General features: G+C 67.6%; 13 protein-coding genes. 12 read left to right on the top strand and 1 reads right to left on the bottom strand.

All coding sequences use genetic code 11. The features are described 5' to 3' along the window. Positions 1 to 48: 48 nt before the first annotated feature. From V6U71_RS20750 to V6U71_RS20705, 10 genes are all read left to right on the top strand, one after another. Positions 49 to 666, top strand: a complete 618-nt coding sequence (locus tag V6U71_RS20750) for a ribonuclease D (protein ID WP_411340176.1) — start codon at positions 49 to 51, stop codon at positions 664 to 666. Positions 667 to 681: 15 nt separating this feature from the next. Further along, a complete protein-coding gene (gene lptC / locus V6U71_RS20745) occupies positions 682 to 1,320 on the top strand; it encodes an LPS export ABC transporter periplasmic protein LptC (RefSeq protein WP_054732186.1) in 639 nt (212 codons plus the stop codon). Next, complete coding sequence (locus V6U71_RS20740) at positions 1,317 to 1,892, top strand: LptA/OstA family protein (protein ID WP_411340175.1); 576 nt, start codon at positions 1,317 to 1,319, stop codon at positions 1,890 to 1,892. The genes lptC and V6U71_RS20740 overlap by 4 nt, the downstream gene beginning before the upstream one ends. Before the next feature lie 300 nt (positions 1,893 to 2,192). After that, a complete protein-coding gene (locus V6U71_RS20735; RefSeq protein WP_411340174.1) occupies positions 2,193 to 4,007 on the top strand; it encodes an ABCB family ABC transporter ATP-binding protein/permease in 1,815 nt (604 codons plus the stop codon). Positions 4,008 to 4,108: 101 nt separating this feature from the next. After that, complete coding sequence (ybaL, locus tag V6U71_RS20730) at positions 4,109 to 5,749, top strand: YbaL family putative K(+) efflux transporter (RefSeq protein WP_411340173.1); 1,641 nt, start codon at positions 4,109 to 4,111, stop codon at positions 5,747 to 5,749. 148 nt (positions 5,750 to 5,897) lie between these two features. Further along, on the top strand, positions 5,898 to 7,673 hold the full coding sequence (gene recQ, locus V6U71_RS20725; protein ID WP_411340172.1) for a DNA helicase RecQ: 1,776 nt from the start codon (positions 5,898 to 5,900) through the stop codon (positions 7,671 to 7,673). Positions 7,674 to 7,741: 68 nt separating this feature from the next. Next, on the top strand, positions 7,742 to 8,176 hold the full coding sequence (locus tag V6U71_RS20720) for a TIGR01244 family sulfur transferase (RefSeq protein WP_411340171.1): 435 nt from the start codon (positions 7,742 to 7,744) through the stop codon (positions 8,174 to 8,176). Next, positions 8,173 to 8,580, top strand: coding sequence for a hypothetical protein (locus tag V6U71_RS20715; protein WP_411340170.1), 408 nt, complete (start codon positions 8,173 to 8,175; stop codon positions 8,578 to 8,580). The genes V6U71_RS20720 and V6U71_RS20715 overlap by 4 nt, the downstream gene beginning before the upstream one ends. Beyond that, a complete protein-coding gene (locus V6U71_RS20710) occupies positions 8,573 to 9,487 on the top strand; it encodes a sterol desaturase family protein (RefSeq protein ID WP_411340169.1) in 915 nt (304 codons plus the stop codon). The genes V6U71_RS20715 and V6U71_RS20710 overlap by 8 nt, the downstream gene beginning before the upstream one ends. A gap of 179 nt (positions 9,488 to 9,666) precedes the next feature. Next, positions 9,667 to 11,253 carry a GMC family oxidoreductase gene (locus V6U71_RS20705; RefSeq protein WP_411340168.1) on the top strand — a complete coding sequence of 529 codons (1,587 nt, stop codon included), beginning with the start codon at positions 9,667 to 9,669 and terminating at the stop codon, positions 11,251 to 11,253. Positions 11,254 to 11,328: 75 nt separating this feature from the next. On the opposite strand, the gene V6U71_RS20700 is transcribed toward V6U71_RS20705, so the two are convergent. Then, positions 11,329 to 11,868 carry a winged helix-turn-helix transcriptional regulator gene (locus V6U71_RS20700; protein WP_411340167.1) on the bottom strand — a complete coding sequence of 180 codons (540 nt, stop codon included), beginning with the start codon at positions 11,866 to 11,868 and terminating at the stop codon, positions 11,329 to 11,331. Positions 11,869 to 11,965: 97 nt separating this feature from the next. Between V6U71_RS20700 and V6U71_RS20695 the strand changes: the two genes are divergently transcribed. Together V6U71_RS20695 and V6U71_RS20690 are read left to right on the top strand one after the other, a co-directional pair. Further along, a complete protein-coding gene (locus V6U71_RS20695; RefSeq protein WP_054589775.1) occupies positions 11,966 to 12,340 on the top strand; it encodes a VOC family protein in 375 nt (124 codons plus the stop codon). After that, positions 12,337 to 12,813 (top strand): hypothetical protein, encoded by a 477-nt coding sequence (locus V6U71_RS20690; RefSeq protein ID WP_411340166.1) that lies wholly within the window; start codon positions 12,337 to 12,339, stop codon positions 12,811 to 12,813. Before V6U71_RS20695 ends, V6U71_RS20690 begins: the two co-directional genes overlap by 4 nt. Positions 12,814 to 13,161: the final 348 nt, after the last annotated feature.

Genomic DNA, 13,161 nt, shown 5'->3' with positions numbered 1-13,161 from the left:
TGCAAACCAGTCATTGAGCGGCGCGGCCGCTTGGCCTAAGGCGGGCGGATGAGCGTCTATTTCCACGAAGAAGATCTGCCCGAAGGGGTGCTGGGCCCCGGGGCCGTCGCCGTCGATACCGAGACCATGGGGCTCAACCCGCTGCGCGACCGGCTGTGCCTCGTCCAGATAAGCGACGGGTCGGGCGACGAGCATCTTGTCCGCTTCGGACCCGGCAGCGCCTATGACGCGCCGGTGCTCAAGGCGATCTTGACCGATCCCAACCGGTTGAAACTGTTCCATTTTGCCCGGTTCGACATCGCGGCGCTGCAGCACGCGCTCGGCGTCGTGACCGCGCCCGTCTATTGCACCAAGATCGCCTCGAAGCTGGTGCGCACCTATACCGACCGCCACGGGCTCAAGGAACTGGTGCGCGAATTGCTCGGGCAGGATGTGTCGAAACAGCAGCAGTCGAGCGACTGGGGCGCCGCCGAACTCAGCGACGCGCAGCGCGACTATGCGGCGAGCGACGTGCGCTTCCTGCATGCGATGAAGGACATACTCGACGCCCGGCTGGCGCGCGAAGGGCGCACCGGCCTCGCGCAGGCCTGTTTCGATTTCCTGCCGACGCGCGCCGCGCTCGACCTGGCCGGCTGGCCCGAGGTCGACATCTTCGCGCACACCTAAGGAAGCGATTCGCGGATGTCCGAACGCGCCGATCTTGATCGCACGATGCGCCGGATGTGGGCGGCCAGCGGGTCGAGCCACGACAAGGTCGTGCGCATCCTGCGCTATGGCCTGCCGCTGGTCATCGGCGTCGTCGCCGCGATCCTGATCTTCTCGCCCTTTACCCAGCGCACCGAGATCAGCTTCCTGCTCGCCAAGGACAAGGTCGAGGTGGCGAAGGAGCGGATGAAGGTGACGCGCGCCGAATATCGCGGCCAGGATGCCAAGGGACAGCCCTTCGCCCTGCTCGCCGGCAGCGCGGTTCAGCAGTCGAGCGCCGAGCCGATCGTGAAAATGAACGAACTGTCGGGCGCGATCAAACTCGCCGACGGTCCCGCGACGATCGCCGCGGCGAACGGCGCCTATAATATGGACACCGAAAAGGTCGACGTGCCGGGAACGGTGAAGGTGCGCAGCGCCGGCGGGTATCGCATCGATGCCAGCAATGTCGCGATCGACCTCAAGAGCCGCAGCCTCGTCGGGCGCGGCGGGGTCAATGGCGCGTTGAATATCGGGCCGTTTTCGGCCAATCAGCTGTCGGCCGACCTCGACCAGCGGATCGTCCGCCTGTCGGGCAACGCGCGGCTCAGGATCAATCAGGGAGTGCTCAAATGAACCGCCTCTGGACCATGAAGAGCATGGCGATCGCGGGCGCCTCCTTTGCGCTCACCGGTCTCGCGCTCGTTTCCACCGGCGCCGGCGATGCCGCGCAGGCGCAGGCGCTCGCCAATCATAACAGCAGCGCTCCGGTCGATTTCGCGGCGGGCAGCATCGAGGTGCAGGACCGCGCCGACCGCGTTGTGCTCGCCGGCGATGTCCGCGTGACGCAGGCCGGGCTGACGGTCACCGCGCCGCGGATGACCGTCGCCTACACGCGCTCGGGCGGCACCGACGTCAACCGGCTCGACGCGACCGGCGGGGTGACCGTGGTCAAGGGCGACGAGCGCGCCTCGGGCAATGTCGCGATCTACGACCTCGACCGGCGGCTGATCACGATGGTCGGCAATGTCCAGTTGACCCAGCGCGGCAATCGCCTGAACGGCGGGCGGCTGGTGATCGACCTCAATTCGGGGCGGGCGACGGTTGACGGACGCGGCGCGGCGCGCGGCCCCGACGGCAATCCGGTACAGGGCGGCACCGGCGGACGCGTGACCGGCACCTTCACGGTACCGGAAAGAAAGCAGTAACCACCCCTCTTCGTTTTGCCGAAAGCATGACGGGGACAGGGTGGTGGCGGGGACCAACCACCCGCGGTGCCAAGGGGGCGATGCCGCGCAAAAGGTACAGCCATGCGCATTCCGCCCATCGCCCCGCCGCGCCGGCTCATGTCCGGCCACCGCGACAACCCGCAAGCTCCGGTCATTCCCGGCCCTACACCCGGCGAACGCCGGCTGATCGATCGCCTGATGCGCCGCGCCGGCTATCGCGATTCGCGCTGACGGTTCGGCGCTTGGCGTAAGCTCTGCGCGTCCCTACATGGGGCGCGCATGCCGCCCGATACCTCCACCAGCGCCGACGCCAGCCGCGAACCGCCCGTTCTGGCGACGCTGAAGCGTTTCCTGCCTTATCTGTGGCCGGCGGGGCACACCGAACACAAGGTTCGCATTATCGCTGCGGCGCTGATCGTGCTCGCGTCGAAGGGCGTGCAGCTGTCGATGGGCTTTCTTTACGGCGCCGCGATCGATCGCATGGCGCCGGGGATGGAGGAAGGCGTCGCGCTCGCGATCGGCCTTGTCCTCGCCTATGCCGGTGCGCGCTTTGCCGGCGTGCTCTTTGACAATCTCCGCAACGTCGTGTTCGAACGCGTCGGGCAGGATGCGACGCGCGAACTCGCGATCGCGACCTTCACCCACCTCCATGCACTGAGCCTCCGCTTCCATCTCGCGCGCCGCACCGGCGAAGTGACCAAGGTGATCGAGCGCGGGACGAAGAGCATCGACACGATGCTCTATTTCCTGCTGTTCAACATCGCGCCGACGGTGATCGAACTCGTCGCGGTGCTCGTCATCTTCTGGAGCAAGTTCAGCTTCGGCCTTGCCAGCGCGACCGCGCTGATGGTCATTCTCTACATCATCTTCACGCGCAAGGTCACCGACTGGCGCAATGCGCTGCGCGTCCGCATGAACGACCTCGACACGCTGACCGTCGGGCGCAGCGTCGACAGCCTGCTCAATTACGAAACGGTCAAATATTTCGGCGCCGAAGAGCGCGAGGCGGCGCGGTACCGCGACGTCGCCGACCAATATGCACGCGCCGCGGTGAAGAGCGAGAACAGCCTCGCCTGGCTCAACGTCGGGCAGAGCTTCATCACCAACGCCGCGATGGCGGGCGCGATGGCCTATACCGTCTGGGGCTGGTCGACCGGCGAGTATAAGGTCGGCGACGTCGTGCTGGTGAACACCTTGCTCGCGCAACTCTTCCGTCCGCTCGACATGCTCGGCATGGTTTATCGCGTCATCCGGCAGGGCCTCATCGATATGGAGGCGATGTTCCGCCTGATCGACACGCCGCCCGAAATCCGCGACGTCGACGGGGCGTGGCCGCTTGTCGTGAACGGCGGCGCGGTGGCGTTCGAGAATGTCGTCTTCGGTTACGAACCCGACCGGACGATCCTGAACGGGGTCAGCTTTGCGGTGGGGGCGGGCGAGACGCTGGCGATCGTCGGGCCGTCGGGGGCGGGCAAGTCGACGATCGCGCGGCTGCTTTTCCGCTTCTACGACCCGCAGGGCGGGCGGATCACGATCGACGACCAGGATATTGCGCAGGTGACGCAGCAAAGCCTGCGCGCCGAAATCGGCATCGTCCCGCAGGACACGGTGCTGTTCAACGACACGATCGGCTACAATATCGCCTATGGCCGCGAGGACGCGAGCGCCGCCGACATCGCGGCGGCCGCCAGGGGCGCCGCGATCGACGGCTTCATCGCGCTGTTGCCACAGGGCTATGACACCGAGGTCGGCGAGCGCGGGCTCAAGCTGTCGGGCGGCGAGAAACAGCGCGTCGCGATCGCGCGCACGCTGCTCAAGAATCCGCCGCTGCTGATCCTCGACGAAGCGACGAGCGCGCTCGACAGCCGCACCGAGGCGGCGATCCAGGACACGCTCGACCGCATCGCCGAGCGCCGCACGACGCTGGTGATCGCGCACCGCCTGTCGACGGTAACGGGCGCCGACCGGATCATCGTGCTGGAAAAGGGCCGCGTCGCCGAAACCGGCACGCACGACCAGCTCCTCGCCATGCGCGGGCTCTATGCCGACATGTGGGCACGCCAGCAGGCGGAGAAGGAAGAGGGGACGGTTTAGTCGCCGTCGCGCACCGTTCCGCGGCCGCACCCCATCAATCGCAACTAAATTGGTCGGGTTGGGTTGACCCCCTGCACCTCACCCCCTTACGCAGGGGGAACATGCCGCATGACACAACCCTGATCGGCACCGTGGTCGCGGGCCTCGGCGTCGCCTTTCTGATGGGCGCGCTCGCGCACCGGCTGAAGATTTCGCCGATCGCGGGCTATCTGCTTGCGGGGGTGATGGTCGGGCCGTTCACGCCCGGTTTCGTTGCCGACACCGGGCTGGCGATGCAGCTGGCCGAGATCGGCGTCATCCTGCTGATGTTCGGCGTCGGGCTGCACTTCTCGCTGAAGGATCTGCTGTCGGTGCGCAAGATCGCGGTGCCGGGGGCGATCGTCCAGATGGCGGTCGCGACAGGGCTTGGCATCGGGCTCGGGCTGTGGCTCGGCTGGTCGCTCGCGGGCAGCGCCGTGTTCGGGCTGGCGCTGTCGGTCGCGAGCACCGTCGTGCTGCTGCGCGCGCTGCAGGCGCGCGACATGGTCGAAACCGAAAAGGGCCGCATCGCGGTCGGCTGGCTGATCGTCGAGGATCTGGCGATGGTGCTGGCGCTTGTCCTCCTCCCCGCGCTGTTCGGCGGCCGCGGCGATGAGGGCGGCTCGGCGGGCCTGCTCCAGTCGGCGGGGATCGTCGCGCTCAAGGTCGTGGGGTTCGTCGCCTTCATGCTGGTCGTCGCACGGCGCATCCTGCCATGGGTGCTGCACTGGGTGGCGCACACCGGTTCGCGCGAGCTGTTCCGCCTCGCCGTGCTCGCGATCGCGCTCGGGGTCGCGTTCGGCGCGGCGGTGGTGTTCGACGTCAGCTTTGCGCTCGGTGCCTTCTTCGCGGGGATGATCCTCGGCGAGACGCAACTCAGCCGCCGCGCCGCCGAGGAGACGCTGCCGCTGCGCGACGCCTTTGCGGTACTGTTCTTCGTCTCGGTCGGCATGCTCTTCGACCCCAAGGTGCTCGTCGAGCAGCCGGGGCCGGTGATCGCGACGGTCGCGATCATCGTGCTGGGCAAGTCGCTCGCGGCATGGGCGATCGTCCGCGCCTTCGGCCATCCCAACCAGACCGCGCTGACGGTGTCGGTCAGCCTCGCCCAGATCGGCGAATTTTCCTTCATCCTTGCCGGGCTCGGTGTCGCGCTGAAGGTGATGCCGGCCGAGGCGCGCGACCTGATCCTCGCAGGATCGATCCTGTCGATCCTGTTCAACCCGCTCTTCTTCACTCTCGCGGTGCGGCGCATCCGGTCGGAGGAGGCGCCCGAGGCCGACGGCGACGCCGATGTCGAGACGGTGGCGGCCGAGCCCGCGCGCACCGTGCTGATCGGCTTTGGCCGCGTCGGCAGCCATATCGGCGAACTGCTGTGCGGACGCGGCGAGACGCTGACGGTGATCGAGGACCAGAAGGACATGGCCGCCGCCGCCGGGGCAGCGGGCGCCGCGGTGATCGTCGGCAACGCCGCGAGCGAGAGCGTGCTGCGTCAGGCCGGACTCGACACCGCCTCGACCTTGCTGATCGCGATTCCCGAAGGGGTCGAGGCCGGCGCGATCGTCCGCCGCGCCCGCGCGATCAATCCCAAGCTGGTCATCGTCGCGCGCGCCCATTCGGACGAGGAGGTGAACGACCTTGTCCGCCGCGGCGCCGACCATGTCGTGATGGCCGAACGCGAAACCGCGGCGCGGATGGCCGAACGGGCACTGCTGGCGCGGGGATGACCTTCGTCATTGCGAGGAGCAAAGCGACGAAGCAATCTCCAGCCCCGGGACTTGCGCGGGTTCGAGGGCTGGAGATTGCTTCGCTTTGCTCGCAATGACGCGCTTGGGGGCTTCCCCCCTTGGCGCTTCCGCCCTATCGCCCCGTCCGATGCCCGTCGACGCGCTCCTCCCGCTCCTTAAATCGACCTTCGGTTTCGATGCCTTCCGCGGCAAGCAGGCGGAAGTCGTCGGGCGGGTGATGGCCGGCGAACGGACGCTTGCGGTGATGCCGACGGGGGCGGGCAAGTCGCTGACCTACCAGCTTCCCGCCGTCGCGTTCGACGGCTGCGTCGTCGTGGTGTCGCCGCTGATCGCGCTGATGCACGACCAGCTCCGCGGCGCGCGCGCGGCGGGGATTCGCGCCGCCTCGCTGACCAGCGTCGATGCCGATTTCGCCGACACGCGGCAGGCGTATCGCGACGGCCAGCTCGACCTCCTTTATATCGCGCCCGAACGTGCGACGGGCGAGGGGTTCCGGTCGCTGATGGATGCGCGGCGCCCGGCGTTGTTCGCGATCGACGAGGCGCATTGCGTGTCGGAATGGGGGCATGATTTCCGTCCGGATTACCGCCTGCTTCGCCCGCTGCTCGACGCCTTTCCCGACGTGCCGCGGCTCGCGCTGACCGCAACGGCGGACCGGCACACGCGCGAGGATATCCTGATCCAGCTCGGCATCCCGGCCGAGGGGCTGGTGCTCGCAGGGTTCGACCGGCCGAATATCCGCTATCGGGTCACCCCGCGGGTCAGCCCGGCAAAGCAGCTCACCGACTTCATCGCCGCCAATCCGGGTCCGGGCATCGTCTATTGCCCGACGCGCGACGGGACCGAACGGATGGCGGCAAAGCTCGCCGCGGCGACGGGACGCAGCGTCGCCGCCTATCACGCCGGGCTCGACCCCGAGCGGCGCGCGCAGGTCCAGCATGATTTCGTCGCGTCGGAGGACGGCATCGTCACCGCGACGGTCGCCTTCGGCATGGGGATCGACAAGCCCGACGTGCGCTTCGTCGCGCACGCGGGCCTGCCGAAGTCGATCGAAAGCTATTATCAGGAGACCGGCCGTGCCGGCCGCGACGGCGACCCTGCCGAGGCGCTGATGCTGTGGGGCGCCGAGGATTTCGCGCGCGCGCGGATGCGGCTCGGCGAGCTGCCCGAGGTGCGTATCGCGGGCGAGCGGGCGCGGCTCAACGCGCTCGGCGCGCTCGTCGAGACGGTCGAATGCCGCCGCGCGCTGCTGCTCCGCCATTTCGGCGAAATCCCGCCCGAACGCTGCGGCAATTGCGACAATTGCCTCGATCCGCCGCGCCAGGTCGATGCGACGGTGCTGGCGCAGAAATTGCTTAGTGCGGTCTATCGCACCGGGCAGAGCTTCGGCGCCGGGCATGTCGAAGCGGTGCTGACCGGAAAGAGCGACGAACGCATCGTGGGGCGCGGGCACGACAAGCTGTCGGTGTTCGGCATCGTCGCGGGCGAGGAGGCGCGGCTGATCAAGCCGCTCGTCCGGACGCTCGTCGCGCGCGAGGTCCTCGCGACCACCGAGCATGGCGGGCTGATGTTCGGCCCTGCCGGCCGCGCGGCGATGAAGGGCGAACTGCCGGTGCTGATCGCCGAACCGCCCGCGAAGCGGTTGCAGCGCGCGGGGCGGGCCGATCGCGCCGCGGCGAACCCCGTCGGCGATCCGCTGTTCGATGCATTGCGGGCGATGCGGCGCGAACTGGCGACGGAGGCGGGGGTGCCGCCCTATGTCATCTTCCACGACGCGGTGCTGCGCGCGATGGCGAGCGAACGTCCCGCGACGCGCAGCGCGCTGGCGGATATTCCCGGCGTCGGCGGCAAGAAGCTCGAGGCGTGGGGCGATGCGTTTCTGAACGTGATCCGCCAGTTCTGATGCATCCGCCAAGCGCTGTTGCACCTTCAAGCTTGTCAGCACGCGGGCGGTGGGAGTAGATCGCGGTCATGAGCGATTTTCGTCCCCTGTCCGCCCAGTTCAGCGTCGCGCCGCAGATCGGCATCGAAGATGTCGCCGAGACCAAGGCGCAAGGTTTTGCGATGGTGCTCAACAACCGTCCCGACGGCGAGGAGCCGTCGGCGCCGCAGGGCGACGATATCGCCCACGCCGCCGCGGCGGAGGGGCTCGCCTATGCCGCGATCCCGGTCGGCCATGCGGGGTTCAGCCATGCGCAGATCGACGCGCTCGACAAGATATTGTCGCACGCGACGGGACCGATCCTCGCTTACTGCCGTTCGGGGACGCGCTCGACACACCTCTGGGCGCTGACCCGCGCCCGCGCCGGCGACGATGTCGGCGGCATCGTCGATGCGGCGGCGAAGGCGGGTTACGACCTGACGGGGCTGCGGCCGATGCTGGACGCGCTCGCGGGGGAAAAATGAATCAGGCCGCTTTGATCCAGCTCGGCGCATCGCTCGTCGCGGTGATCTTCGTCGCCTGGCTGGTCAAGCGGATGGGCCTCGGCGCCGACCCGCGTATCGCCGATGCCGATCATGCGATCCGCCTTGCCGAAGAGGCCGAGGCCGGGTTTCATGGCGTCGAGGTCGCGCGCGACCGCGCCGGTTTCGCGGCGATCGTCCGCAATGCCGAGGGGCGGATGATGCTGGTCCGCGCGCACGGTAATTTCTTTGCGGCGCGGCCGGTCGACGCCAGCGTCGTGGGGCGGCTCGACAAGGATTTCCTGACGCTGACGATGCCGGAGAAGACCTTCGGCGCGGTGACGCTGCAACTGGGGAAGGAGGCGGGGATGTGGGCATCACGGATGCGGGAGATCGTGCGTGCCTGAGCTTCCCGATCCCGTCGTCTATGCGGTCCCCGCTTTCATCCTGCTGCTGATCGCCGAGATGATCCTCTCGCTGCGGCGCGACAGGAGCCGCTACGAGGCGCGCGATACGCTGACGTCGCTGATGCTCGGAACGGTGAGTCAGGTCGCGGGCGCGCTCGTCGGCGCGGCGGTGATCGGCATGTCGGTCTGGGTCTATCAGTTCCGGCTGTTCGACATCGGGATCGCGTTCCAGACATGGTGGTGGGCGTGGATCCTCTGCTTCTTCCTCGACGATCTGGCCTATTATGCCTTCCACAGGAGCGCACACCGCGTCCGCTGGTTCTGGGCGAGCCATGTCATCCACCACAGCAGCCAGCATTATAATCTCTCGACCGCGCTGCGGCAGACGTGGACCGGCTTTTTCAGCCTGACCTTCCTCTTCCGCCTGCCGCTGTTCCTGATCGGCTTTCCGCCCGCGATGGTCTTTTTCTGCGCCGGGCTCAACCTCATCTACCAGTTCTGGATCCATACCGAGGCGATCAAGCGGCTGCCCAAGTGGTTCGAGGCGGTGATGAACACCCCGTCGCATCACCGCGTCCATCACGGCGTCAATCCGCGCTACCTCGACGCCAACTATGCCGGCGTTTTCATCATCTGGGACAAGATGTTCGGCAGCTTCGTTGCCGAACGCGACGACGAGCCGGTGCGCTATGGCATCGTCAAGCAGCTCGGCAGCTTCAACATCCTGTGGGCTGCGGTCCATGAATGGGTCGGCATCGCGAAGGACGTCTGGCACGCGCCGTGGCGGCACAAGCTCAGCTATATGTGGCGCGAGCCCGGCTGGAGCCACGACGGCAGCCGCGCGACGAGCGCGATGATCAAGGAACGCTGGGCGGCAGGACGGCCGGTGGAGGAACCGGCGGAGTAATATCGTCATTGCGAGCGGAGCGAAGCAATCTCCAGCTAACGATGATGCTCGACCGATGGCTGGAGATTGCTTCGTCGCTGACGCTCCTCGCAATGACGAAGCTTCTTGCCACTCCCTCTAATGACATTCATGTAAGCATCCGGGAGACCGCCACAGGCGGCGCTAGGGAGCATCGCAGCATGGATCAGTTCGACATCATCGTCATCGGCGGCGGCAGCGCGGGGAGCGCGGCGGCGGGGCGGCTCGCCGAGGACGGCAGGCGGACGGTCTGCCTGATCGAGGCGGGCGGGCGGAACGACACGATCCGGGTCAAGACGCCGGGCTTCATGCCCTTCATCCCCGATGCGTCCAACTATCGCTACGGGACGGTGCCGCAGCGCGGGCTGAACGGCCGGATCGGCTACCAGCCACGCGGCCGCGGGCTCGGCGGGTCGAGCGCGATCAACGCGATGGTCTATATCCGTGGTCACGCCTTCGATTACGATCAGTGGGCGTCACTCGGCGCGACGGGGTGGAGCTACGCCGACGTGCTGCCCTTCTTCAGGCGCAGCGAGGGCAATGAGCGCGGCGCCGACGAATGGCACGGCGCCGACGGCCCGCTCCATGTCATGGACCAGCGCTGGACCAATGTGACCAGCCGGCGGTTCGTCGAAAGCGCCGCGGCGCTGCAACTGCCGCGCACCGCCGATTTCAACGGCGCCCATCAGGAAGGCTTCGGCCTCTATCAGGTGACGCAGAAGGCGGGCGAGCGCTGGTCGGCGGCGCGCGCCTATGTCGAGCCGCTGCGCGCGCACGGCAATTTCGCGGTCCGCACCGGCGCGCTGGTCGAAAAGATCGTCGTCGAGAACGGCCGCGCGACCGGCGTCGTCATCCGCCGCGGATCGAAGCGCGAGACGCTGCGCGCGCGCGGCGGCGTGATCCTGTCGGCGGGCGCCTTCAACAGCCCGCAAATCCTGATGCTGTCGGGGATCGGGCCGGGCGCGCACCTGAAAGACAAGGGCATCGACGTCGCGCTCGACCGGGCCGGCGTCGGCGCGAACCTGCAGGACCATATCGACTATGTGTCGAGCTGGGAGACGCGCTCGACCGACCCGTTCGGCGACAGCGCCGGCGGCACCTGGCGGATGGTCAAGGCGATCTTCGAGCATCGCACGAAACGGACCGGGATCATGACGACCTGCTTCGCCGAGGCGGGCGGCTTCTGGAAATCGCGCCCCGACCTGCCCGCGCCCGACATCCAGTATCATTTCGTTCCCGCGATGCTCGAGGACCATGGGCGGACGAAGGTGAAGGGACATGGTTTTTCCTGCCACGCCTGCGTCCTGCGTCCCGAAAGCCGCGGGTCGGTCACGCTGGCGTCGCCCGATGCCGCCGCGGCGCCGCTGATCGACCCGGGTTTCCTGACCGACGAGCGCGACATGGCGACCTTGCGCGCGGGGGTGCGGATGATGCATCGCATCGCGGCGGCGCCGCCGCTGTCGGACTATGCCGGGGTCGACCGCCATCCGGTCGATCTGGACGACGATGCCGCGCTCGACGCGCTGATCCGCAGCCGCGCCGACACCGTCTATCACCCCGTCGGCACGTGCCGGATGGGCAGCGACGCCGATGCGGTGGTCGATCCGGCGCTGAAGCTCAACGGCGTCGACGGGCTGTGGGTCGCCGACGCGAGCATCATGCCGCGGCTGGTCAGCGGCAACACCAACGCGCCGAGCATCATGATCGGCGAACGCGCAGCCGACTTCGTGAAGGCGGCGCTGAATTAAACTGTACTCCGGCGAAAGCCGGGGCCCAAGACAGTTCACGCCAAGCCTCTGGGCCCCGGCTTTCGCCGGGGTACATTAAGTGCAAGCCGCAGCCAGCCGCCGCCCATTCTCTGTCAATTCATAGCAGCTCGCCGGCGGGCGCAGGTCGAGTATCTCGCGCGTCACCAGCCCATGGTTGCCGAGTGCGGTCAGGCCCTGCGACAGCGCGCGCGGCGTCGCGGGGGCGAGCAGGCGCGACAGCGCGTTGAAGCGGTCGTGCCCGGCGCCAATCCCGGCGACGAGCGGCAGGCCCCAGCGCGTCGCGGCACCGGGGGGCAGGCCGATCGCGCGCTGCGCCGCGGCGATCGTCGCGGCGCGCGCGGCTGCAGTCCTGCCCGTTCCGGTCAATATATATTCGGGGCGCAGCGGGTGGCCGTCGCCGGGGTTGCGCTGCACCCAGCCGATCGCCGCGGCGGCGTCGAGGGTGCGTGTCAGGCTGTCCCGCGGCAGGCCCAGCCGGTGAACCAGCTCGATGAAGCGCGCGCCGCCGTAGGCCGCGAGATCGGCGAGCAGCGGCACCAGCCAGCGATGGCTGCCAAGCTGGACGAGCAAAGGATCGGCTGTGGTTGACCGCATTTGCAACTAACTATACAAATCAGACCATATGGGCAAGCGACTTGGGCCGGATGATTCCCGCCATGGTCGATTGCCGTACGATAACGGGAGGACAGACATGGCGCTTCAGATCGGATCCGAACTCACCTGTTCGATGGGGGTCCGCGACATGACCGCATCGATCGCCTGGTACGAGCGGGTGATGCTGTGCAAGCTGCTCTACCGTGCCGACGAAATCGGCTGGTGCGAGCTGGCGACGCCGATGGCGGGGGTCAACATCGGGCTCAGCGAGGTCGAAAGCGTGACGCAGGGCGGCGGCGCGACCAATGTGTTCGAGGTCGCCGACATCGACGCAGCGAAGGCGCATCTCGATGCCGAAGGCGTGCGGCAGGATGGCGACATCCAGCATATTCCGGGACTGGTTAAGCTGATCACCTTCTACGATCCCGACGGCAACGCCTTCATGTTCTCGCAGTCCGAGATGGCGGCATGACGCCGCTCTGGTGGGCGGTGGCGGCGCTGGTCGCGCCGGCGGCCCCTGCCGAATCGCTATCGCTCGCCGCCTGGCACGGCAGCTGGAGCGGGGCGGGCGAAGCGTTCGGCAAGCCTGCGACCGCGACGCTGGAGATTGTGCCCGGCGAAAGCGGCACGACGTCGCTTACCTATCGCCTGAGCATCGATGGAACGCCGCCGGTGCGCTATTCGGCGGACGCGGGATATAGTCTCGATGCGAGGGGCCGGGTCGGCGGAAAATGGACCGACAGCTATGGCCGTACGCGCCCCGTTTCGGGGGGCATCGAAGGGCCGGTGTGGTGGACGCATTGGGGCAGCGCCGACGTCGAGATCGGCCGCTCGACCTACACGCTCGAAGAGGGCGGAACCCTGGCTGTCAGCGATTCGGTCCTGCAGGCCGACGGCAGTTGGCGCGTCTTTGCCGTGCTGCGCTATCGCCGCAACAAGGGCTGAAAACCGCGGTTTCTTTGTGACAGACGTGCTGCGCACAAAAAAAGAGGGCCGGGACTTGCGTCCCGGCCCAGCCTTTCAGGCTCTCCCCTCCTGAAACTGTTGACGCAATGAATGCCACATTAATGTCATGTTGGAAAGGGGTAATTTCGCTTTGCCGAACGCCCGTTGCGTGCACAAAAATGCCGCACAAAAAAGAGGCATGGGACAAGCCCCGGGCTCGTGGCCGTTCCGGCCACCAACGATAAAAAAGAGGCCGGGGACAAGCCCCGGCCAGTGGTTCGCAGGAGGAACCCCGGTAGGATCCCGCCGCCCTTTTGAAAGAGGAGAGCGCGCGGCGGCGGGTATCCT

This window comes from Sphingopyxis sp. J-6, from assembly GCF_046603995.1.
Taxonomy (GTDB): Bacteria; Pseudomonadota; Alphaproteobacteria; order Sphingomonadales; family Sphingomonadaceae; genus Sphingopyxis.
Note: the sequence above shows the minus strand (reverse complement) of the source record. Positions and strands in the feature narration are given on the sequence as shown.